Origin of the sequence: Synechococcus sp. WH 5701, assembly GCF_000153045.1 — a bacterium.
Lineage (GTDB): Bacteria > Cyanobacteriota > Cyanobacteriia > PCC-6307 > Cyanobiaceae > Regnicoccus_A > Regnicoccus_A antarcticus.
The window spans coordinates 551603-574019 of sequence record NZ_CH724160.1; the positions used below are offsets into that span (position 1 = coordinate 551603).

At 64.9% G+C, this 22417-nt stretch carries 22 protein-coding genes; 14 read left to right on the plus strand and 8 right to left on the minus strand.

Annotated features, from left to right (window positions below; all coding sequences use genetic code 11):
* Window positions 1-183: 183 nt before the first annotated feature.
* Window positions 184-840 (minus strand): translation initiation factor IF-3, encoded by a 657-nt coding sequence (infC, locus tag WH5701_RS12750; RefSeq protein ID WP_006172867.1) that lies wholly within the window; start codon window positions 838-840, stop codon window positions 184-186.
* A gap of 55 nt (window positions 841-895) precedes the next feature.
* A complete protein-coding gene (gene miaA, locus WH5701_RS12755) occupies window positions 896-1792 on the minus strand; it encodes a tRNA (adenosine(37)-N6)-dimethylallyltransferase MiaA (protein WP_006172868.1) in 897 nt (298 codons plus the stop codon).
* Between the two features lie 192 nt (window positions 1793-1984).
* Here miaA and gyrB point away from each other — a divergent pair, with 192 nt between their 5' ends.
* Window positions 1985-3943, plus strand: coding sequence for a DNA topoisomerase (ATP-hydrolyzing) subunit B (gyrB, locus tag WH5701_RS12760; protein ID WP_006172870.1), 1959 nt, complete (start codon window positions 1985-1987; stop codon window positions 3941-3943).
* The gene (locus WH5701_RS12765; RefSeq protein ID WP_006172871.1) at window positions 3943-4260 is read left to right on the plus strand and encodes a hypothetical protein; all 318 of its coding nucleotides are present in this window, start codon (window positions 3943-3945) and stop codon (window positions 4258-4260) included. Before gyrB ends, WH5701_RS12765 begins: the two co-directional genes overlap by 1 nt.
* On the opposite strand, the gene WH5701_RS12770 is transcribed toward WH5701_RS12765, so the two are convergent.
* Both WH5701_RS12770 and WH5701_RS12775 read right to left on the minus strand, forming a co-directional pair.
* Window positions 4231-5457 carry a cation:proton antiporter gene (locus WH5701_RS12770; RefSeq protein ID WP_006172872.1) on the minus strand — a complete coding sequence of 409 codons (1227 nt, stop codon included), beginning with the start codon at window positions 5455-5457 and terminating at the stop codon, window positions 4231-4233. The genes WH5701_RS12765 and WH5701_RS12770 overlap by 30 nt on opposite strands.
* 4 nt (window positions 5458-5461) lie before the next feature.
* On the minus strand, window positions 5462-5941 hold the full coding sequence (locus WH5701_RS12775; protein ID WP_006172873.1) for a glutathione peroxidase: 480 nt from the start codon (window positions 5939-5941) through the stop codon (window positions 5462-5464).
* A gap of 92 nt (window positions 5942-6033) precedes the next feature.
* Between WH5701_RS12775 and mgtE the strand changes: the two genes are divergently transcribed.
* Complete coding sequence (gene mgtE, locus WH5701_RS12780; protein WP_006172874.1) at window positions 6034-7461, plus strand: magnesium transporter; 1428 nt, start codon at window positions 6034-6036, stop codon at window positions 7459-7461.
* A gap of 144 nt (window positions 7462-7605) precedes the next feature.
* Window positions 7606-8604 (plus strand): RpoD/SigA family RNA polymerase sigma factor, encoded by a 999-nt coding sequence (locus WH5701_RS12785; RefSeq protein ID WP_050751589.1) that lies wholly within the window; start codon window positions 7606-7608, stop codon window positions 8602-8604.
* A 343-nt stretch (window positions 8605-8947) separates the two neighbouring features.
* On the opposite strand, the gene WH5701_RS17755 is transcribed toward WH5701_RS12785, so the two are convergent.
* Window positions 8948-9820: a hypothetical protein gene (locus WH5701_RS17755; protein ID WP_156776753.1), complete on the minus strand. Its 873-nt coding sequence runs from the start codon at window positions 9818-9820 to the stop codon at window positions 8948-8950.
* An 89-nt stretch (window positions 9821-9909) separates the two neighbouring features.
* Here WH5701_RS17755 and WH5701_RS18470 point away from each other — a divergent pair, with 89 nt between their 5' ends.
* Both WH5701_RS18470 and WH5701_RS16940 read left to right on the plus strand, forming a co-directional pair.
* Window positions 9910-10218: a transposase gene (locus WH5701_RS18470; protein WP_006172877.1), complete on the plus strand. Its 309-nt coding sequence runs from the start codon at window positions 9910-9912 to the stop codon at window positions 10216-10218.
* A 3-nt stretch (window positions 10219-10221) separates the two neighbouring features.
* Entirely contained in the window at window positions 10222-10470 is a 249-nt protein-coding gene (locus tag WH5701_RS16940; protein ID WP_006172879.1) for a transposase, read from the plus strand.
* On the opposite strand, the gene WH5701_RS12795 is transcribed toward WH5701_RS16940, so the two are convergent.
* Window positions 10456-11184 carry a glycosyltransferase family 32 protein gene (locus WH5701_RS12795; protein ID WP_006172881.1) on the minus strand — a complete coding sequence of 243 codons (729 nt, stop codon included), beginning with the start codon at window positions 11182-11184 and terminating at the stop codon, window positions 10456-10458. The genes WH5701_RS16940 and WH5701_RS12795 overlap by 15 nt on opposite strands.
* A 687-nt stretch (window positions 11185-11871) precedes the next feature.
* On the opposite strand from WH5701_RS12795, the gene WH5701_RS12800 reads away from it, so the two are divergent.
* The 4 genes from WH5701_RS12800 to WH5701_RS12815 are packed head-to-tail and all read left to right on the plus strand — an operon-like array spanning window position 11872 to window position 17232.
* Complete coding sequence (locus tag WH5701_RS12800; RefSeq protein WP_198005201.1) at window positions 11872-13329, plus strand: glucosyltransferase domain-containing protein; 1458 nt, start codon at window positions 11872-11874, stop codon at window positions 13327-13329.
* A 4-nt stretch (window positions 13330-13333) separates the two neighbouring features.
* Window positions 13334-14488, plus strand: a complete 1155-nt coding sequence (mutT, locus tag WH5701_RS12805) for an 8-oxo-dGTP diphosphatase MutT (protein ID WP_006172885.1) — start codon at window positions 13334-13336, stop codon at window positions 14486-14488.
* Entirely contained in the window at window positions 14488-15507 is a 1020-nt protein-coding gene (locus WH5701_RS12810) for a carbohydrate kinase (RefSeq protein WP_006172886.1), read from the plus strand. Before mutT ends, WH5701_RS12810 begins: the two co-directional genes overlap by 1 nt.
* 3 nt (window positions 15508-15510) lie before the next feature.
* Entirely contained in the window at window positions 15511-17232 is a 1722-nt protein-coding gene (locus WH5701_RS12815) for a glycosyltransferase family 4 protein (protein WP_071934301.1), read from the plus strand.
* Here the strand turns inward: WH5701_RS12815 and tsaE are convergent.
* Window positions 17214-17687, minus strand: a complete 474-nt coding sequence (gene tsaE / locus WH5701_RS12820; protein ID WP_006172892.1) for a tRNA (adenosine(37)-N6)-threonylcarbamoyltransferase complex ATPase subunit type 1 TsaE — start codon at window positions 17685-17687, stop codon at window positions 17214-17216. The two genes, WH5701_RS12815 and tsaE, sit on opposite strands and share 19 nt — an antisense overlap.
* A gap of 154 nt (window positions 17688-17841) precedes the next feature.
* On the opposite strand from tsaE, the gene ahcY reads away from it, so the two are divergent.
* Both ahcY and WH5701_RS12830 read left to right on the plus strand, forming a co-directional pair.
* The gene (gene ahcY, locus WH5701_RS12825; protein ID WP_037981454.1) at window positions 17842-19251 is read left to right on the plus strand and encodes an adenosylhomocysteinase; all 1410 of its coding nucleotides are present in this window, start codon (window positions 17842-17844) and stop codon (window positions 19249-19251) included.
* A 94-nt stretch (window positions 19252-19345) separates the two neighbouring features.
* A complete protein-coding gene (locus WH5701_RS12830; protein WP_006172894.1) occupies window positions 19346-20002 on the plus strand; it encodes a DedA family protein in 657 nt (218 codons plus the stop codon).
* Between the two features lie 28 nt (window positions 20003-20030).
* Here WH5701_RS12830 and WH5701_RS12835 read toward each other — a convergent pair whose 3' ends face one another.
* A complete protein-coding gene (locus WH5701_RS12835) occupies window positions 20031-20426 on the minus strand; it encodes a single-stranded DNA-binding protein (RefSeq protein WP_006172895.1) in 396 nt (131 codons plus the stop codon).
* A 171-nt stretch (window positions 20427-20597) separates the two neighbouring features.
* Between WH5701_RS12835 and WH5701_RS12840 the strand changes: the two genes are divergently transcribed.
* Window positions 20598-21644, plus strand: a complete 1047-nt coding sequence (locus WH5701_RS12840) for a rod shape-determining protein (protein ID WP_006172896.1) — start codon at window positions 20598-20600, stop codon at window positions 21642-21644.
* A 5-nt stretch (window positions 21645-21649) separates the two neighbouring features.
* Window positions 21650-22414, plus strand: coding sequence for a rod shape-determining protein MreC (gene mreC, locus WH5701_RS12845; protein ID WP_006172897.1), 765 nt, complete (start codon window positions 21650-21652; stop codon window positions 22412-22414).
* Window positions 22415-22417: the final 3 nt, after the last annotated feature.

Consider the following 22417-nt stretch of genomic DNA (forward strand, 5'->3'; position numbering starts at 1 on the left):
GCCGCCGTCACACTGATCGCTGCCCCGTAGCCTCTGCCATGGCCGAGTGGATCACGATCGAACCATCGCCTGGGGCACCCCACCCCTGCCCCCAGCCTTGAGGTGCTACCGGATGTGGCTGGTGCCCTGACGGCAGCCGACCCCAGTGGTCAGCGCCTGAGCCGGCAGATGGCCGAGGCCGGCTCAGGCTTCGCTGGGTGCCGGTTCGGCGTTGCTGAGCTGCCGGACCGGGGAGGGGATGGTGCGCACGGCCTTGGCGGCCTGGGCGGCGGCATCCTTCTCCTTGGTGAGCGGCGTCTTGCGTGGGGTGAGGAACATGATCATGTTCCGGCCTTCCCGCTTCGGATCCTGCTGGATCTCGGCGCTTTCCTCGAGATCCTTGGCCATGCGGAACAGCAGTTGTTCGGCCAGGGCCGTGTGCTGGATCTCGCGGCCGCGGAAGATCACCGTGCACTTGACCTTGTCACCGTCCTTGAGAAAGCGCACCGCTTGACCGATGCGCACCTGGTAGTCGTGCGAATCGATCTTGTAGCGCATCTTCACCTCCTTGACCTCGGTCTGGTGCGACTTCTTCTTGGCTTCCTTGGCTTTCTTTTCCTGCTCGAACTTGAACTTGCCGTAGTCCATGATCCGGCAGACCGGCGGATCAGCTTTCTCGCTCACCAGCACCAGGTCGAGATCGCGGTCCTTGGCCACATCCAGGGCTTCCTCCCTGGTGATCACTCCGAGCTGGCTGCCGTCGGCATCAACCACCCTGAGCTGGGGGTAGCTGATCCGATCGTTGATGTTGGGGAGCTCCCGGACGGGGGCGCGGCGATCGAAACGGGGACGAGGTGGCATTCAGAGAGGCGAGGGACCGGCAGTTGGGGTCGATGAACCTGGTTAAACCAGACAGTCACCCTAGGACGCGTTGCACCGCCGGCAACGCCTGCCGGATTGGATCGTCGCCCTCCAGCCACAACGGTTGATGCTGACGTCGGAACCAGGTGCGCTGCCGCTTGGCGTACTGGAGGGTGCGCCGGGTGGTCAGAGTGATGGCCTCCGCTTCAGCCAGCTCCCCGGCCAGCAGAGAGCGGGCTTCGCCGTAGCCGATCGTGGCCAGCAAGGGCAGGTCGGCGCCATAGCGCCCGATCAGCTGCTCGGTTTCCTCCACCAGACCATCGCTGTAGAGCTGCTGGCTGCGCCGGCTGATGCGCTCGCGCAGATCCGCAGGGTTCAGGCCGAGCTCCAGCAGCCGCCAGGGTGGCGGGCAGGCGCTCGGCTGTGCCGTGTGGGGCCGTCCGGTGGCATAGATCACCTCCAGGGCCCGTTGGGTGCGCACGGCATCGGCGGGCGCGATCCGCCCGGCGGCCAGCGGATCAGCCTGGTCAAGGAGCTGGTGACAGAAGGGCTGACCGAGCTGTTGGAGCTGGGCTCGCAGAGCGGGCTGGGGCGGCACGGCCGGGGGTTCAAGGCCCTGGGTGAGAGCCCGCAGGTACAGGCCACTGCCGCCCACGAGGAAGGCCACGCCCCGGCGGCGGTGTTCGGCGGCGATGGCGGCCCGGGCGGCCCCGCAGAACTCCTGCAGGTTGATCGGCTGGTCGGGGTCGCGCAGGTCGAGCAGGTCATGGCGTACCCGGGCGCGTTGCTCGGCGCTCGGTTTGGCGGTGCCGATGCTCATGCCGCGGTAGAGCTGGCGTGAGTCGACCGAGAGCACGGCCAGATCAAGGGTTTCGGCCAGCTCGATCGCCAGGGCGGTCTTGCCGCTGGCGGTGGGCCCCATCAGGGCGATCAGCAGGGGCGGCAGGGGCATGGAATCTTGGGGGTGCATCCCTCGCTCGAATGGGCCGTCAGAGGCCCCTGTGGGCGCCTGTGAGCCTTCAGTGTTAAAGTGAAGGCCTCGGGCAAGGGTTTGGGCGCGTCATTCGCCCTCCAAATCCACTGCGTTGTCCAGCCGTTTATCTTCCCCCATGGACTTCGCCGTCCGCCTGGTGTGACCTCCGGAATGAGCGACGCTTCCAAGATCCAACACGCCTACGGCGCCGAGCAGATTCAGGTGCTCGAGGGCCTCGAGCCGGTGCGTAAGCGCCCGGGCATGTACATCGGCACCACGGGGCCGAGGGGGCTGCACCACCTGGTCTATGAGGTGGTCGACAACTCCGTCGACGAGGCCCTTGCCGGCCACTGCGATGAAATCCTGGTTCGCCTCTGCGAGGACGGATCCGCCGAGATCACCGACAACGGCCGTGGCATCCCCACCGACATCCATCCCCGCACCGGCAAGTCGGCCCTGGAAACGGTGCTGACCGTTCTGCACGCCGGTGGCAAGTTCGGCAGTGGCGGCTACAAGGTCTCCGGCGGCCTGCACGGGGTGGGCATCTCCGTGGTCAATGCCCTAAGCGAGTGGGTGGAGGTCACCGTGCGCCGCCAGGGCCAGGTGCACCGCCAGCGCTTCGAGCGCGGCACTCCGATCGGCAGCTTGCGCTCCGAGGACGACCCCAGTGGCGCCACCGGCACGGCGGTGCGCTTCAAGCCCGACATTGAGATTTTCAGCGGCGGGATCGACTTCGATTACGCCACCCTCTCAGGCCGGTTGCGCGAGCTGGCTTATCTCAACGGCGGCGTGCGCATCGTCTTCCGCGATGAACGCGAGGCGGCCAAGGGCTCCGATGGCAGCCCCCATGAGGAGATCTATCACTACGAAGGCGGCATCCGCGAGTACGTCACTTACATGAATGCGGGTAAGGATCCCCTCCATCCCGACATCATTTACGTCAACGCGTCCAAGGACGGTGTCCAGGTGGAAGCGGCGTTGCAGTGGTGCGTGGATGCCTACTCCGACAGCATTCTTGGCTTCGCCAACAACATCCGCACCGTCGACGGCGGCACCCACATCGAGGGCCTGAAAACGGTCCTCACCCGCACCCTCAACACCTTCGCCAAGAAGCGCGGCAAGCGCAAGGACACTGATTCCAATCTTGCCGGTGAGAACATCCGTGAAGGCCTCACGGCCGTCCTCTCGGTGAAGGTGCCGGATCCCGAATTCGAAGGACAGACCAAAACCAAGCTCGGCAACACCGAGGTGCGTGGCATCGTCGATTCGGTGGTGGGCGAGGCCCTCGGGGAATTTCTGGAATTCCATCCCCAGGTGATCGACCTGATCCTCGAGAAGGCCATTCAGGCCTTCAATGCGGCTGAGGCGGCCCGAAGGGCCCGGGAGCTGGTGCGGCGCAAGTCGGTGCTGGAGAGCTCCACCCTGCCCGGCAAGCTGGCCGACTGCAGCTCCCGCGATCCTTCCGAATCGGAGATCTACATCGTTGAGGGTGATTCGGCCGGCGGCTCCGCCAAGCAGGGCCGTGATCGGCGTTTTCAGGCGATCCTGCCCCTGCGCGGCAAGATCCTCAACATCGAGAAAACCGACGACGCCAAGATCTATAAAAATACTGAAATTCAGGCCCTGATCACGGGTCTTGGCCTGGGGATCAAGGGCGAGGAGTTCAACCTCTCGGCCCTGCGCTACCACCGCATCGTGATCATGACCGACGCCGATGTGGATGGCGCCCACATCCGTACCCTGTTGCTCACCTTCTTCTACCGCTACCAGAAAACTCTGCTGGAAGGTGGCTACATCTACATCGCCTGCCCGCCGCTCTACAAGGTGGAGCGCGGCAAGAACCACACCTATTGCTACAACGAGCAGGATCTCAAGAAAACCCTCGATGGGTTCGGTGAGAAGGCCAATTACACGATTCAGCGCTTCAAGGGCCTCGGCGAGATGATGCCGAAGCAGCTGTGGGAAACCACCATGGATCCCACCACCCGCACGATGAAACGGGTCGAGATTGAGGACGCCGCCGAGGCGGATCGCATCTTCACGATCCTGATGGGCGACAAGGTGGCTCCTCGCCGCGAATTCATCGAAACCCACAGCGCCGAACTGGATTTCGCTCAGCTCGACATCTGATGACCTGGCGCTGGGCCTGGATCCTCGGCTTCGCCCTGATCGCCCCGGCGGCTCTGCCTGCTGGTGGCGGTGAGCGCCGTTCCCCCCAGCTACGGCGTCGCCAGGCCGGCGACCCCCTGCTGTCTGGTCTCACCCCTGAACGCGACGATGCCCTGCGCGCCTCCCCCCATCACCGCGCCCCCAGCCTGATCCCGTTGCGCGCGGGTGAGCCGCTGCGGTTGCTGAGGGTGTGGCAGCAGCCCGACGGCGAGCGATGGTTCCACGTGGAGACTGCCGGCCCTTGCGGCTCACCCCGGCGCGGTTGGCTGGCCGGGTGAAGGCAGAAGCACCCGGTCGGCCACGCGGGCGCTCAGCCAGGCGCCGGCGGGCGCTGTGACCACGATGCTGAGCACCGCCACCGCCAGGATCACTTCGCCGGGACCGCTGGGCAGCCCAGCGGCCTGCATCGTCAGCAGGGGCACCGCGCCGATGGCCGCCTGCACCGTGGCCTTGGGGGTGTAGGCCACCATCACGAACAGGCGCTCCCCCGCCGTGAGCGTGCTTCTGGCCAGGCAGGCCAGGGTGCCCAGCGAACGGGCCAGCAGACCCAGGGCCAGCACCGCCAGCCCCGCCAGGCCATGGCTCCAGGCCACTCCCACATTGAGCTGGGCCCCCACCAGGACGAACAGCACCAGCTCGGCGAACACCCAGATCGAGCTGAGCTTGGCGGAGATCGGGTGGGCCAGATCCTGGCGCAGCTCCAGGAACACCACCCCGAGGGCGATGGCCGCCACCAGGCCGGTGAAGGGCACCAGGTGGTTGATACCCTCCTGCAGGCGCAGCAGCAGCAGGGCCAGGGCCAGCACCAGCAGGGTCTGGCGGTTGGCGTTGGGCCGGAAGCGCTCGAACCAGCGGATCAGGCCCCAGCCCAGCAGACCCCCGGCGAGGGCCCCGAGGGCGAGTCCCAGGGGCAGGCCCAGCAGCCGGGCGCTCAGCGCCCCCCGGTCGTTCACCAGCAGACCCAGCAGCACCCCGTTCACCACGATCACGGCGATGTCGTCAAGGGAAGCGGCGGCCATCACCATCGAGGGAATGGCCTTGGCGGTGCCCCGGTTCTCCTCGATCAGCCGCAGCATCAGCGGCACCACCACCGCCGGCGACACCGCCGCCAGCACCGAGCCCAGCAGGGCCGCCTCCAGCCAGCTGAGCTGCAGCAGGGGCTGGGCGACCGCGGTGATCATCAGGCCCTCACAGCTGGCGGGAATCCAGGCCAGCAGCAATACCCGAGGGCCCACCCGCCGCAAGGTGGCCAGATCGAGCCCGAAGCCCACCCGCAGCAGGATCACGATCAGCGCCATCTGGCGCAGATCGCCGCTGAGGGCCAGCAGGCGGGGGTCGATCAGCCCCAGGCCCGAGGTTCCCAGGGCCACCCCCACCAGCAACATGCCCACCAGCCCGGGCAGCCCCAGACGCCGGAAGAGGCCATCGGCCATCAATCCGGCGATGACCAGCTCGGCCAGCCCTAGCGGTGGCATGGCTTCAGGCAGCCAGGGCCGCTTCGATCGCAGCGGTCAGTTCGGCGCCATCGGGTTCGACGGCGCTCTTGTAGCGGGCCAGCACGGTGCCGTCCTTGCCCACCAGGAACTTCTCGAAGTTCCACTCCACATCCCCTGCCGGCTCCACGGTTGTGAGCAGGTCGTAAGGAGCGGTCTTGACGCCCTTGGCGTGCACCTTGTCGAAGAGGGTGAAGGAGGCGCCGTAGGTGGTGGCGCAGAACTGCTGGATCTCGGGCAGCGTGCCCGGTTCCTGAGCGCCGAAATCGTTGCAGGGGAAGCCCAGCACCTGCAGGCCACGGGGGCCGTAGCTGTCCTGCAGCTTCTGCAGTCCGGCGTACTGGCGGGTGAAGCCGCAACGGCTGGCCACGTTCACGATCAACAGCACCTGGCCCGCAAAGTCGCCCAGACGTTGTTCACCACCCGTGGCGCCGCGAACCACCACATCCGACACATTCACAGCCATGGAAGATCCTCAATCGGCCGGACCCTAGGCGGGCGACGTCGCTGTGATGGGCCTTCGCCCATACACTCGGTGGGCCGCGATCCTTCAGGCCGATGAGCGAGGGAACCAGCGGCAGTGGCGCCTCTTCAGCAGGGGTGGCCAGCAACGGCCGGCTGCCAGTGGCTGATGTGGTGGCGCGGCAGTTGCAGGCGCTGCTCACCGCTGGGAATTACGCCGGCGTCAAGCTGCTGCTGGAGCCGGTTCAGCCCGTCGACTGCGCCGAGGCGATCGGCGCTTTGCCGCGGACCCTGCAAGCCCTGGCCTTTCGCCTGCTGGCCAAGGACGAGGCGATCGAGGTCTATGAGTATCTCGATCCGCCGGTGCAGCAATCGTTGCTGGAGCGGCTGCGCTCCGGTGAGGTGCTGGAGCTGGTGGAGGAGATGTCGCCCGACGATCGGGTGAGGCTGTTCGATGAACTGCCCGCCAAGGTGGTGCGCCGGCTGCTGGTGGAGCTGAGCCCCGCCGAGCGGCGCGTCACCGCCCAGCTGCTGGGCTATCAGCCCGAAACCGCCGGTCGTCTGATGACGACCGAATTCATCGATCTCAAGGAGTTCCACAGCGCCGCCCAGGCCCTCGACATCGTGCGCCGCCGCGCCCGCGACACCGAAACCGTTTACAGCCTCTACGTCACCGACGCCTCGCGCCATCTCACCGGCATCCTCTCGCTGCGCGATCTGGTCACGGCCGATCCGGAGGATCGCATCGGCGATGTGATGACCCGGGAGGTGGTGAGCGTGACCACCACCACCGACCAGGAAGAGGTGGCCCGCATCATCCAGCGCTACGACTTTCTGGCCGTGCCGGTGGTGGATCTGGAGCAGCGGCTGGTGGGGATCGTCACCGTCGATGACGTGATCGACGTGATCCAGCAGGAGGCGACCCGCGACCTCTACGCCGCCGGCGCCGTGCAGGCCGGCGACGAGGACGACTACTTCCAGAGCAACCTGTTCACCGTGGCCCGCCGCCGGGTGGTCTGGCTGCTGGTGCTGCTGGTGGCCAACACCGGCACCTCGGCGGTGATCGCCTCCGAAGAAGGGGTTCTCAAGGCGGTGGTGCGGCTGGCGGCCTTCATCCCGCTGCTGATCGGCACCGGCGGCAACGTGGGCGCCCAGAGCTCCACGGTGGTGATCCGCGGCCTGAGCACCCAGCGCATCCAGGCGTTGGGGGTGTGGCGCACGGTGGGCCGTGAAGCGTTCTCAGGATTGCTGCTGGGCCTGCTGCTGGTGATCGTGGTGGTGCCTTGGGCCTGGCAGGTGGGGGGCGGGATGCTGGTGGCCACCGCCGCCGGCATCAGCCTGGTCTGCATCACCACTCTGGCGGCCACGGCCGGAGCCTCGCTGCCGCTGCTGTTCGACCGGCTGGGACTGGATCCGGCCCTGATGTCGGCGCCGTTCATCACCACCGCCACCGACGTGGCCGGGGTGCTGATCTACCTCAAAACGGCGTCCTGGCTGCTGAACCACGTGGGCATGCCGGCCTGAGCGGGCCGGGCTGGGCGGAACTCGTGCCATTCCTGAGAGGCCCTTCACACTTCTTCAGGTTAGGCTTTACACACCGTCAGAAGTTCCGTCGTCGTGGTCGCCGCTCTCTCCACCCGTCCAGCCGCCCTCCAGTCCGCCCCCGCGCTGGACAGCCGCCAGGCCCCCATCGCTGTGCGCACCCTGCCGCCGGTGGATGGCGACCTGGTGCGCTCGTACCTGCGCGACATCGGCCGCGTGCCGCTGCTGACCCATGAGCAGGAGATCACCCTGGGCCGTCAGGTGCAGGAGCTGATGCGGCTGGAGGAAGCGGAGCAGGAACTGGAGATGCGCGCCGGAGGCCAGAAGCCGAGCGCGGCGGAATGGGCGAGCGCGGCGGGCCTGAGCCCGGCGCTGCTGAAGCGCAAGCTGTCCAGCGGCCGGCGGGCGAAGGAGCGGATGGTGGCGGCGAACCTGCGCCTGGTGGTGAGCGTGGCGAAGAAGTACACCAAGCGGAACATGGAACTGCTGGACCTGATCCAGGAAGGAACGATCGGTCTGGTGCGGGGAGTGGAGAAGTTCGACCCGACCCGTGGCTACAAATTCAGCACGTATGCGTACTGGTGGATCCGGCAGGGGATCACGCGGGCGATCGCGGAGAAGAGCCGCACGATCCGGCTGCCGATCCACATCACCGAAACGCTGAACAAGCTGAAGAAAGGCCAGCGGGAACTGAGCCAGGAGCTGGGGCGGACACCCACACTGAGCGAACTGGCGGTGTGTGTGGAGCTGCCGGAGGAGGAGGTGAAGGACCTGCTCTGCCGTGCGCGGCAACCGGTGAGCCTGGAGACGAAGGTGGGCGACGGAGAGGACACGGAACTGCTGGACCTGCTGCAGGGCGACGGGACGCTGCCGGCGGAGAGCGTGGACAGCGAGTGCCTGCGCGGCGACATGCGAGCGCTGCTGGAGCAGCTGCCTGAGCTGCAGCGGAGCGTGCTGAGCATGCGCTACGGCATCGATGTGGAGGAGCCCATGAGCCTCACCGGCATCGGCCGCATCCTGGGCATGAGCCGTGATCGCATCCGCAACCTCGAGCGCGACGGCCTCGCATCCCTGCGCCGCCTCAGCGATCAGGTGAAGGACTACAGCGACGCGGCCATGATCTGAGCGTTGCCGGGATGGTGGCGGGGCATGGATCTAGCTCCAGCTTGATCCGGAAGATCGCCTGTGAAAGGATTCCGCTTCAAAGCAGATTCTTATCAGGAGATCGTTCGGACCTTGGCGGCCGTCACCCCTCCCTTCCAGCCATGAGCCCTCTACCCACCCTTGTTGCCACCAGCTTTGCCCTGCCTCTCAGCCAAGCCGATCTGGGCGCCATGAGTCTCCGAGGCCTGCACTGCGGTTCTGGAGCCACCTTTAATCTTCGCTTGCCCAACATCGATCCGATGCCGTTCCGCGATGTTGAGCAAGCCCACCCACCCCGGCCAGATTTAGCACTCATCAAGTGGGATCATGGAAGCATTTTCAGTAAGGTTTCCGTTGCTTCGATGTTTCGCTTTCGCAGCCGCTCAGCCAATGCTTCTGCAAGGCCTGGCCTGACCCTGTGCTTCGACCGGAGATCCTCGAGCCATGGCTCGTGCAATAGACCAATATTGTGATTTCCGATAATATTAAGGCCTAGCATCATGGCTTCAGCAGTTATTCTTGAAAAACTTTCTATCCACAATGGCATGAACACTAGGCGCTGATTAGTTGCTAGCAATTGAATGAACTCAGGATACGCAAGCTTGGGTATGAGTCTGCACGGCAAGTCATGTTTTTTGCAGTAGTCCAGTGCACCTTGTGTATTCTTGACTAGTTGTGTGGAGTCCTGCACAGCTGCAAGGGGTATCCTCTTGGCTTCGCGTCTAAGCCGACTGAAAATGGGAAACCACTCTTCATGCCAGAAATTGCATTCGAGCACCCATGTCTTCGCCTGGCTGATCGATCGCCTCATCACACTCTCGTGAAAGTGTGTTTGGCAAATGACTAGTTGAGCAGCCAGAAAAAAATCAACTTGGCTCAATTCTTCTGGAGGCGCCGTGAGGTTTGGATAAAGACAGGGATTTCTCCTCTTAAGATAGTGGTGATCATGTTCAATGATTGCGAACCAGCTTCTTGACGTAATCAACCACTGCCGAGACTCATTTGAAAGATGACTAGCATTGCCAATAAGAATTGGTGCCTTTCTATATTTCTCAAGCCTGCTTGGCGTTGCTTCTCGGGTATTGATGCGTATTACATCTGTGTGCTTTAGTAGCCGTCGAATTAGCGCCTCGTCGCTTAGCTCTGCCCCGCCTGGATACTGCTCAGAGAACTGATCCGCTAGAAATAAGATCCCCATATTCACAAGGAAGAGGGCCTAATATCCTTATAGCAGAAGATGTGAGTTGTGGCTCAAGCCAGCGAATCCCTGATAAGTTTAGCAATATCATGGGACTAATATTTGCCTATGTGCCTCGGAGCGCAGGCCAGGAACGGCTTCATGGCTGGAAGCGGCTTGAGTTCGACGATTACGCGCATACCGCTGCCAGGAAGTGCACTAAACGGGAGAAGTACCTGGCTGAGATGGAGGAGGGGATGCCGTGGCAGGCGCTGATCGACCCGATGAAGCCCCACGATCCCAAAACCAGCAAGAAGGGCGGACATCCCCCACTCGCCACCATGCTGCTAATCCACTTGTTGCAGCAATGGTACAGCCTCAAAGATCCGGCGATGGATGAGACACTGATTGAGGTGTAGTTAATGTGTCGTTTCGCTGGTATTGGCCTGATCTGCGATCATATCCCCGATCAGACGACGATCCTGAGCTTCCGCCACTTGCTCGAGAAGCACAACCTGGCCAAACAGGTCATACAGACCGTCAAGGCCAATCTCGAGGCCACCTTGATCGTCGCCACCAGCCCCACCAAGGCAGGCGAACCTGGTGGTGAACCTGAGATGAACAGAAGAGGAGCAGCTCCCTGCGTCCGTCGGCGTTCAGCCTGGGGGTGATTGGCGCCATGACCCAGCGCAGCAGTGGAAGGCGAAGGTATTAAGGCCATATTGAGCTTTGGTACTGGCGATCATCTCCGCCGGTAGCACAACAATCCCATCACGGAGTTGCTGCATGCGGTTGGTCCAGCGGAAGCCATGGTGTTCAGCTGCCAGGCCGTAGATTCCGGGAGCGATCGGATCGCGGTGCCAGCTGCCATCGGGCTCGACGAATGGGCGGTTCTCGTAGTAGGCCAAGCAAGAGAGCAGGAACGGATGGTCGGGAACTGCGCCCAACACTGCCGCCTGAAGGCCGATGCCAGGTGGAGGGCCCTGGCGTTCTTCTGGCCTTCTGCGCCCATCCGCGTCCAGCCAGGCAACGCCGTTTTCCGCGTCGAAGGCCATGGGATTGAACTCCACGGCCGTAAACGCGTCGTAGCCGAGCAGGGGCTCCAGCGAGCGTATGGCCAGCACATCCGCGTCGAGATATACCCCCCCGTGCTGAACAAGAACCCAAAGCCGCAGGACATCCGATGCAAAGGCCCACTGCTTCAGCGCGATCGCCTGTTGAGCGAAGAGCGGCAGGTCGTTCTGATCGAAGTCGGCCAGGGACCAGTGCCGGATCCGGAAGTCGGGCATCACCTGCGCCCAGGATGCCAGACAGCGACGGATGAGGTCAGGCCTGGGCTCATCACTGAGCCAGAGATAGTGAAGGATTCTGGGAATCAAAGACATCTCCGCTCAAGGATGCACTGATGGTATTGAGCTCCGGCAAGGCGGCGCCATCGTCAACCAGTAGTCTGGTCGTGCCACTGGGTGCCAGGTCTACTTAACGGACTAAAGCGGTGCTGCCCCACCAAGGATCTGGCTGATCATCCAGCCCTGCAGCACCTGCCCAAACTCCTGCAGGCGGGCCTCGTTGATCAGTAGACGAACGTGGAGTCTGAGGGCCAACTCTCGTAGCAAAGGCCTTGGACCTAGTTCAACACCTCGCGATGGCGCCGGCCAACCCGCTCCAGATCTCACGGCGAAAGCGGCCGTTCGGGATGGCCTTGAGAATGCGGATCAGGTCGGACTGGGTGAGGTCCTTTGCAGGGAACGGGTGCAGTCGTCAGGTCCGGGACTGCGAAATGAGGTTGAATGCGACTTTCTTTGTGATCGCAAGCAGCAGTGGTGATGTCAGGAGACATGGCTGCGCACGCGCCTGCATCTCTGCAACGATTCCCAGGTAAAATTCTTTATGGATAGCGGGGGATGGTCATCCTTCGCTCGACATTGATACAGTGCGTTGTTTCCGTGTGATCGTGGATGCGGCGGCTCCCTGACTCAGGCCTTATTGGCGAAAAAATTCTGGCCCCATTCGCTCTTTCGGGCCCGGGGGTCGTTCGTCAGTTTTATGCCTGTCTGGCAGCGGGAGTGTTGTTGGTTCTCCCGATCATTCTCTTCGTTCATCGCTACATCGACGACTACGGCCGCTCGATGGACGGAGAATTCCGCTGGACTCAGGTGGGGCGTCCCCTGGCCGATGGTCTGTTCGCCCTGGTGAATCTGGGATCGCCAGCCGTGGCCGTGGCGCCACTGCATCAGCTCCTGGCCGTTGGGGTGCTGGCTCTGATGGCCGTGGTGGCCGCCCGTGCCTATGGCCTGCGCTCACCCCTCTGGAGCGCCCTGGCCACACTTCCATTGCTGGGGCAGCCCTATGCCCTGGAGAACCTGTCCTACGGGTTCGACTGTCTGGCGATGGCCCTGGCCCTGGGGTTGGCGGTTGTGGCTGCCGTGGTGCTCCACCGGGCCGTGTCGAGGCTGGGGCTGCTGCTGAGCTCGGCTTTGTTGCTGGCCTCCCTCTGCCTCTACCAGCCAGCCACCAGCGGCTTTCTGCCCTTTGCGCTGATGTTGGTGGTGGGGGAAACCCTGGGTCTGGCGGCGCCGGTGCCTGCGAGGCCCTCCCTCCTGCGCATGCTGGGGCGGGTGCTGGCCGCTTATGGCCTCGCCCTGGCCAGCTACATGACGTTGATGCGGCTGGTGCTGCAGGAGCGCACGTCCTACGCCACCGAACAGGGCCGGGCGCTCCCCCTCGACGCGGCCCTGCCCGCCCAGCTCCTCCGCCATGCCCTGGAGTTCTGGCAGATCCTCTTCGACGACTGGAGCCGCTGGCCCATCAGTGTCCCCTGGCTGTTACTGGTGCTGGCCTATGCCGTCGTGGTCTGGATCGCTGTCGGGCGGTGGCCGAAGGCCCGCCGTGGCCGCCCGGCGATGTTGGCCTGCACAGCTCTGGTGCTGGGGATCGTGGCACTGATCGCCCTGGTGTCCCCCGGCGCCCTGCTGGGCCTGGAGGATCCCCTGGCTAGGGTGCCGCGCCTGTTGCTCTTTGTTGGTCCGTTGCTCTCGGCACTGGCCCTGCAGATCGTGGCGGGGACGACCCAGCTCCGCTGGAGGGTGATCCCCCGCGCAGCGGTGGCGGCCCTGGCCTGGTTGCTGGTGGTCGTGGCCTATGCCTATGGCCATGCCACCTCGGTCCAGGCGATTTATGAACAAGGGCGGATCTCGCGGCTGATCGACGGGATCTCCCGGCTGCAGGTGCAGCTGCCGGAGGCCAGGATCACGTCGATCCGCTTCGAAGGTGGGATGCCCCAGTCCCCGGTGCTGCGCAACAGCCAGACCAAGTTCCCCCTGCTGGACCGCTTGGTGCCCCGGCTGATCAACGACGACTGGAGCTGGGGACGCAAGCAGCTTCAGTTCCATGGCCTGGAGCTCAAGCGCAGCCAGCTGGAGCCGGAGGCGTTCCGTGATGAGCCCTGCGTTCCTTCGGACACCACTGCCTGCAGCTCCGAGTACAGCCTGCAAGTGCAGGACGAGACCCTGTTGGTGCGCATGCTTTGAATCTTTGAGGGAAGCAATCCCCGATCCGTGGGCCCTGCGTCGGGATCTGCTCGCCTGGTGGACCCTGCATGGCCGCCAGGGGATTCCCTGGAAGCTCAGGCCGGATGGCAGCGAGCCCCTGGACGGTGAACCCCTTTGCCCCTTTCGCATCTGGACTGCCGAGGTGATGCTTCAGCAGACCCAGCTGGCGGTGATGCGCCCCTACTGGGAGCGCTGGATGCTGGCTTTCCCCAGCGTCGACGCCCTGGCGGAGGCGAGCCAGCAGCAGGTGCTGTTGCTGTGGCAGGGGCTGGGCTACTACTCCCGTGCCCGCCGGATGCACCAGGCCGCCGGACGGCTGGCCGCCCAAGGCTGGCCCGGGGATCTGGAGGGCTGGCTGGCTCTGCCGGGGATCGGCCGCAGCACGGCTGGGAGCATCCTCAGCTCCGCCCTCGATCGCCCCTGCCCGATTCTCGATGGCAACGTGCGGCGGGTGCTGGCGCGCCTGCTGGCCTGGCCGCAGCCGCCCCAGCGCTCGCTCGCCCAGTTCTGGCGCTGGAGTGAGGAGCTGCTCGATGTGCAGCGGCCACGGGTGTTCAACCAGGCCCTGATGGACCTGGGCGCCACCGTCTGCACTCCCCGCCGGCCCCGCTGTGGCGAGTGCCCCTGGCGGCCCCACTGTGCTGCCTACGCTGCCGGAGACCCCACCCGCTATCCCGTGAAGGACGTCAGCTCACCACCGCTGTTTCAGGTGATCGGTGTGGGGGTTGTTCTCGATGGCGCTGCTCGGGTGCTGATCGATCAGCGCCTGGAGGAGGGCCTGCTGGGCGGCCTGTGGGAGTTCCCCGGCGGCAAGCAGGAGCCCGATGAGCTGATTGTCGACACCATCCGCCGGGAACTGCGCGAGGAGCTGGCGATCGAGGTGGAGGTGGGTGAGGAGCTGATCCGCCTCGAGCACGCCTACAGCCACAAGCGGCTGCGCTTCATCGTCCATCTCTGCCGCTGGAGCAGCGGTGAACCCCAGCCTCTGGCCAGCCAGCAGGTGCGCTGGGTGGAGCCGGAGCGGCTGGTGGAGTTTCCCTTTCCGGCTGCCAACGCCCGGATCATTGCCGCCCTGCACACCTGGCTCGGCCGTCATGGCACGCCCGGTCATGCTGGCCTTGAGCTGCCATCGGCCTGATGACCACCATGCCCCAGGTGTTGTGTTTCGGAGAGGCGATTGTGGATCGCCTCGGCCCCCCGGGCGGTGACCCTGCCACCGATCTGCCCGTCGAGGACTGTCTCGGTGGCGCGCCCGCCAATGTGGCCTGCGCCCTGGCCAGGCTGGGCACGGGCTCGGCCCTGCTGGGGCGCCTCGGCGAGGACGCGATCGGGGCCGCCTTCGGCGATCTCTTCGCTGCCCGGGGGGTGGACACCCGGGCCGTGCAGTGGGATCCGGTGCGGCCCAGTCGCACGGTGCTGGTGCGGCGCAACAGTACGGGAGATCGCAGTTTCGGTGGCTTCGCCGGTGAGCGGGGGGACGGGTTCGCTGATCAGGCCGTGGAGGCTTCTGCCCTGGCGGGACCGCTGGAAGAGCTGATCGCGGCTGCCCGCTGGTTGCTGGTGGGCACCATCCCGCTGGCCTCTGAGGCCTCAGCCGCTGCCCTGCACCTGGCCCAGCGCCGAGCCGAGTCGGCCGGGATTCCGCTGGCTCTTGATGTGAACTGGCGCCCCACCTTCTGGCCCGGCTCCCCCGAGCAGGCACTGGCCGACATCAGGCCCTTGCTGGCCGGTGCAGCCTTGATCAAGGTCTCCGCCGAGGAGGCCGACTGGATTGCCGGCAGTCGTGACCCCCAGCGGATCAGCGCCTCCCTGCCCCAGGGTCCGGCGGTACTGATCACCGATGGCCCCGGCGCCCTGAGCTGGTGGCTGGGCGGTCACGCCGGTCGCCTCGGGGCCTTCAGGGTGCCCGTAGTGGACACCACCGGCGCCGGCGACGCCTTCCTGGCGGGACTGCTGCACCGTCTTTGCCAGGAGCCGGAGCTGCTGGCCTCAGGCAGCGCGGAGCGCGTGCGGGAAGCCATGCGCTTTGCCAGTGCCTGCGGCGCCCTGGTCTGCCGCGGTGCCGGGGCGATCGATCCACAGCCTACCCAGGCTCAGGTGCTGGCGTTTCTGGCGGATATTGGTTCTCAGAATGACGGCAGCATGGGAGGTTGTTGAAACATGCAGTTGAACGAACTGTCGATCTTTCACCCACCTGGTCAGCTAGCCCGTCCCAGTAATCCGTTCGGAAAAGATATTGCTAACGCTCAGCTTTACCGTGGTCTACTCAGCCATGGTGGCTATAAGCGAATTCATATTCTCAATCAACTGGGTCTGACTGATGAGCAACTGAGCCAAGGCCTTGATCCATCTGGTGATTCCCAATGTGCCATCAGTGGGGGCTCATTGATGTCGACGGAAATTCCCGCCCGCTGTGGTGTGCTCTTAAGGGGGCAGCCCTATCTGTCCGAGCTGGCCTGGATCCGCCGTCGCGCTAGCTCCGATGCTGCCTACAGTCTTGTAGGGCTGATCCATACCATTGCCCCACCGGCGATTCGGGAATCCATCGGCGCTGCCGCAATTGCTCCAGTGCATGAGTGGGATGCGTTGATCTGTACCTCCCCATCCGTGCACCAGTCCATGGTGCAAATGTTTGACAGTTGGAGCGAGCACCTCTCGGAACGGCTTGGCGCATGCCGCTCTCCCCGCCCCCAGTTGCCCATCATTCCCTTGGCTGTTGATGTTGAGGCGATTGCCGAAAATGCCTCTAACCTTCAGGCCCGCCAGCGCTTGCGGAGCAAGCATGCAATTGCGGAAGATGAATCGCTCGTGCTTTGGGTCGGCCGGCTTTCATTTTATGAAAAAGCCTTCCCTCAGGCTATGTTTCAGGCTCTACAGGATGCCTCAGTTTCCTCTGGCCAACGTGTCCACTTCGGCCTGTATGGATGGTTTCCTGGTGGAGAAGAAGACCGAAAGCATTATATTGAGGCAGCGACGACCTGCGCACCGGATGTGAATGTCATATTTTGGGATGGAAATGATAAAGATCTGCTCGCCGATTGCTGGGCTGCCGCAGACATTTTTTTATCGCTGGTCGATAACATTCAGGAAACATTCGGATTGACGCCAGTCGAAGCCATGGCTGCAGGCCTTCCCGTCGTCGCCAGTGACTGGGACGGTTATCGAGCTACAATTCGAAATGGGCTGGATGGATTTCTGATCCCTACTTTGGCAGCCCCGGGCTCTCGACTCGGGGGTGTGATGGCAGATCTGCATGCCCTGGGTCTTGAGACGTATCAGGGGTATGTGGGATCGGTGGCACAGCACACAGCCGTGCATGTTGGTCGGGCCGCCGAGGCCTTGCGCCTGTTGATTACCTCGCCCCAGATGCGGGCAGCCATGGGAGCTTCGGCGGCACGTCGAGCGCGGGAGTGTTTCAGCTGGCCCGTGGTGATCGCCCAGTACAAGGAGTTGTTCCAGGAGTTGGCAGCCCGTCGAGAGACAGCGGCCTTGAATCAAGCGCCTCGATCCAGGATTGCCGTCCACCCACTCCGGGGGGAGCCGTTCGCTGACTTTGTTGGCTTTGCTACCCAGGTTCTGCGCCCCAGAAGCTCACTCAGGCTGCGAGGTGAGTTGCCTGGCACTGGGTTTGATCGTGTCAATCAGGTTGCCCTGAATCGGGCCTTTAGTCGCCTGCATGGAACACCTGAGGAAGCACGGCGGATCCTGGAGCTGCTGGCTGCCGAGCCGGGCTTGACGGCAGCGACACTTCTTCAGTCTTTCCCGCCGGCCAGGGCGGAATTCATCATCCTGACCATTGTCTGGCTGGCGAAACTGGGATTGCTGGATTGGCTGGAAGCTTCCCCAGGCTCAGCATCGATTGTTCAACAGTCTGGAGCCTGAACCAGGGCTCGGCGACCGTCAGCATCGATCAGCAGGTGCACCTGCCAGGCCGGCCCGGGCGTGAAGCTCAGCCGCTCGGGCCATTCCACTGCCAGCACCGCCTCCAGGGCCAGGGCTTCTTCTTCCTCCTGAGCGAACAGCTCTGCGGCCGCTTCGGGCTGCTCCAGGCGGTAGAGGTCGAGGTGCACCAGGTCGGTGTCGTGGCCGGTGCGCTGACCGCGGTAGTGCTGAGCCAGGGCGAAGGTGGGGCTGGTGATCGGCTCGGTGATCCCCAGGCCCTGGGCCAGGCCCTGCACCAGGCAGGTCTTGCCGGCGCCGAGATCGCCCTGCAGCAGCAGCAGCCGGGGACCCTCGTTCAGCAGCAAGGCCGCCAGTTCACCCCCCAGCTGACGGGTGGCCGCGGCGTCGATCAGATGCTGCTGCCAGCCCTGCCTGCACCCGTTGCGCTCGCCCATGCCCTCGCACCGCCTGTAGATTCAGCTCCAGCGAGCCCGAAGCCTCGGCGTCTCTGCAGATATTTCAACCCATCGTCCTCCCTTGAGGGAGCGTCTTCAACCCATGGTGGTTTCCCCCCCCGCGGCCGTGGCCGACTCCACTCTGAGCAAGGCCATGTCGGGCCTGCAGGTCACCGCGTCGTATGTGATCGCTGATCTCGGCCTGGCGGAGTTCGGCCGCAAGGAGATGGCGATCGCCGAAACCGAGATGCCCGGCCTGATGGCCCTGCGTCAGAAGTACGGCAGCCAGCAGCCGCTCAAAGGCGCCCGCATCGCCGGCAGCCTGCACATGACGATCCAGACGGCGGTTCTGATCGAAACCCTGGTGGCCCTCGGCGCTGAAGTGCGCTGGGCCTCCTGCAACATCTTCTCCACCCAGGACCACGCCGCGGCCGCGATCGCCGCCGCTGGCATCCCCGTGTTCGCCTACAAGGGCGAAAACCTCGATGAATACTGGGCTTTCACCCACCGGATCATGGAGTGGGCCGACGGCGGCACGCCCAACATGATCCTCGACGATGGCGGTGATGCCACCGGCCTAGTGGTGCTCGGCACCAAGGCCGAGCAGGACCCCTCGGTGCTCGACAATCCCGGCAGTGAGGAGGAAGTCGCCCTTTTCAACTCGATTCGTCAACGCCTTGCCGCCCAGCCTGGGTTCTATTCGCGGATCCACGCCCAGATCCAGGGCGTCACTGAGGAAACCACCACCGGTGTGGCCCGTCTGTACCAGATGCAGAAGAGCGGCGAGCTGCCGTTCCCGGCCATCAACGTCAATGACTCGGTCACCAAGAGCAAGTTCGACAACCTCTACGGCTGCCGTGAATCGCTGGTGGATTCCATCAAGCGCGCCACCGATGTGATGGTGGCCGGCAAGGTGGCCCTGGTGATGGGCTACGGCGATGTGGGTAAGGGTTCGGCCCAGTCGCTGCGTGGCCTGGGCGCCAGCGTGATGATCGCCGAAGTCGATCCGATCTGCGCCCTGCAGGCGGCCATGGAGGGCTACCGGGTGGTCCGCCTCGACGACGTGGTGGGGGACGTGGACATCTTCGTGACGGCCACCGGCAACTTCCGCGTGATCACCCATGACCACCTGATCCAGATGCGTGATCAGGCGATCGTCTGCAACATCGGCCATTTCGACAACGAGATCGATGTCGCCTCCCTCAAGCAATACCCCTGGGACAACATCAAGCCCCAGGTGGATCACGTGCTGCTGCCCAGCGGCAACAAGATCATCCTGCTGGCCGAAGGCCGCCTGGTGAACCTGGGCTGCGCCACCGGCCACCCCAGCTTCGTGATGAGCAACTCCTTCACCAACCAGGTGCTGGCCCAGATCGAGCTGTTCAGCAAGGGTGATCAGTACGGCAAGGAGGTCTACGTGCTGCCCAAGCACCTCGATGAGATGGTGGCCCGCCTCCACCTCGACAAGATCGGCGCCCGGCTCACCGAGCTCACCACCGAGCAGGCCGCCTACATCAATGTGCCCGTCGAGGGACCCTTCAAGTCGGATCACTACCGCTACTGAGTTCGTCCCTGGTACCGCGGCTGCTGGGAAAGCCTCAGCAGCCTGGGCAGGTCGCCGCCCATGGAAGACTTGCGGGCAGCTCAGATGACCCCGGATGGCGATCGAACTGATCCAGAAGCTGCCCGAACTGATCGGTGCGGCCGTGGCTGCCAATCCGATCGCCGGTTATGGGGCCATTTTCGGCGCCATGTTCCTGGAGAACCTCTTCCCCCCCATCCCCTCGGAGCTGATCATGCCTCTGGGGGGGTTTTACGTGCAGCAGGGTCAGCTTGGCCTCGTGCCCGTGGTGCTGGCCGGTCTGGCGGGCACGGTGCTGGGGGCCCTGCCCTGGTATGGCGTCGGCCGCCTGGTCAATGAGGAGCGGATCGAGCACTGGCTCGAGCGCCACGGCCGCTGGATCGGCATCAGCCCCCAGGAACTGCACCGCAGCCGCAACTGGTTCAGCCGCCACGGCACGGCCCTGGTGTTCTGGGGCCGGCTGGTGCCGGGCATCCGCACGCTGATCTCGGTTCCTGCCGGCATCGAGATGATGCCGCTGGTCCCCTTCCTGATCTGGACCACGGCCGGCAGCCTGATCTGGACCCTGCTGCTGACCGTGGCTGGCATGGCGCTCGGGGAGGGCTACGCCAACGTGGAGGTCTGGCTGCAGCCCGTGACCCAGGTGATCAAGGTGCTGCTGGTGCTCTCCGCGCTGGCCTTCGCCGCCTGGCTGGGGCTGCGCACCTGGAAAAAGCGCCAGGCCAGCCGCTGAAGCAGGCCTGCAGTGTCCAGGGTCAGCTTCAGAAGGGCACTTCCTCGCTGCTGGGTTCGCCGCCGCCGTAGGCACCGCCGCCATCGCCGTAGGCCCCCTGCTCGGCATCGCGCTTGGAGCCCAGCAGTTCCAGCCGGTCGACCCGCACCACGGGCTTGCTGCGCTCCTCACCGGTGGCGCGGTCCGTCCAGCGATCGAGCTTGAAGGAGCCGATGATGCCCAGCAGCGAGCCTTTGCGGACGTAGTCGGCGGCCACCTGGGCCTGCTTGCCCCAGATCTCGAGGTTGAACCAGTCGGGTTCGTCGTCGCGGCTGCGGCGGTTCACGGCCAGCGTGAGATTGGCCACCACGGTGCCGGATTCGAAGTAGCGCACTTCGGGGTCGCGGCCGGCACGGCCGACGAGGGTCACGGAATTCACACCCATGGGGGTCTCCAGAAAAGGGGGGGATGGGGTCACTTGGACCCATGATGCGCCACGTCCTGCAGCGCTTCTCTCTGCTGGTTCCACCCTTGGGCCCGGATGTCCCACCCCGGGTCTAGCCGAGGGGCTGTCCAAGGGGCCCACCTATGATTCGCCCCGCTTGACTGCTCACCAGTGTTCTTTCGTCGTTTCCAGCTCTCCCGTGACATCGGCATCGATCTGGGAACGGCCAACACCTTGATGTACGTGTCCGGCAAGGGGATCGTGCTTCAGGAACCGTCCGTGGTGGCGCTTGATCTGGAGAAGGGGGTGCCCCTGGCGGTGGGCGACGAGGCCAAATTGATGCTGGGCCGCACCCCCGGAAACATTCGCGCCGTGCGTCCCCTGCGCGATGGGGTGATCGCCGACTTCGACGCCGCCGAGATGATGATCAAGTCATTCATCCAGAAGGGCAACGAAGGCCGCGGCATCGTGGCGCCACGACTGGTGATCGGCATCCCCAGCGGCGTCACCGGCGTGGAGCGCCGGGCGGTGCGGGAGGCCGGTCTGGCCGGTGCCCGCGAGGTGCATCTGATTGATGAGCCGGTGGCGGCCGCGATCGGCGCCGGTCTGCCGGTCACCGAACCCGTCGGCACCATGATCGTCGACATCGGTGGCGGCACCACCGAAGTGGCTGTGCTCAGCCTTGGCGGCACCGTGCTCAGTGAGTCGGTGCGGGTGGCGGGTGATGAGATCAGCGATGCCATCACGGTGTATCTCAAGAAGGTGCACAACCTGGTGGTGGGCGAGCGCACTGCCGAGGAGATCAAGATCCGGATCGGCTCCGCCTTCCCCGACGACGCCCACGATGAATCCTCGATGGATGTGCGCGGCCTGCACCTGCTCTCCGGCCTGCCCCGCACGATCAACATCCGCGCCGGCGACATCCGCGAAGCGATGGCCGAACCGCTCAACGTGATCGTCGAAGCCGTGAAACGCACCCTGGAGCGCACACCGCCTGAGCTGGCCGCCGACATCGTCGATCGCGGCATCATGCTCGCCGGCGGTGGCGCCCTGGTGCGCGGCATCAGCGAGCTGATCAGCCACGAGACCGGCATCCTCACCCACGTGGCCCAGGATCCCCTGCTCTGCGTGGTCAACGGCTGCGGCCAGGTGCTGGAGGACTACAAGCGTCTGGAGCGGGTTCTCGACACCCCTGACTTCTCCCGTCTCTCCACCTGAGTCCTGTGCCGTTCGGACGCCTCTCCCGCGTCCCCTGGCTGAGGCCGGTGGTCGGAGCCTGGCCGTGGGCCCTGGTGGCGTTCGCCCTGGTGGCGGTTCGCCTCAGCAAGGGCGCCCTGCTCAGCGATACCTACGCCCTGCTGAGCCGCCCCTTCTGGCCCGGCAGCGCCCAGAAGGAGTGGTTGCAGGCGGCTCAGCAGCTGGATCAGCAGACCAGGCTCAGTCAGCTGGAGCTCGACAACCGCCGCCTGCGCCGCCTGCTTGACTTGCAGCGGGCCGATCCCGGCAAGGTCACCGCACCGGTGATTTCCCGTGAGCCGGGCGACTGGTGGCATCAATTGGTGCTTGGTGCCGGCGGGCTCCAGGGCATCCAGCCGGGGGATTCGGTGATCGCTCCCGGCGGCCTGATCGGGCGGGTGGACAGCGTCACCCCCACCACCGCCCGGGTGGCCCTGCTCACCGACACCTCCAGCAAGGTGGGTGTCTGGGTGGGGCGCACTCAGCGCCATGGACTGCTCACCGGGGTCGGCAGCAACAGGCCTGTGCTGCGCTTCCTCGAGAAGGATCCCCAGGTGCGCCCGGGCGATGTGGTGGTCACCTCCCCCGCCAGCACCCTGGTGCCCCCGGGCCTGAGCGTGGGGGTGATCCAGTCGGTGGATGAGAAGGCGGTGCCGGCCACGCTGGCGGTGGTGCAGCTGAGCGCCCCGGTGGCTTCGGTCGACTGGGTGCAGGTGCTCACCCGCCGGGGCCCCGCTCCGGCGGGATCCTGAACC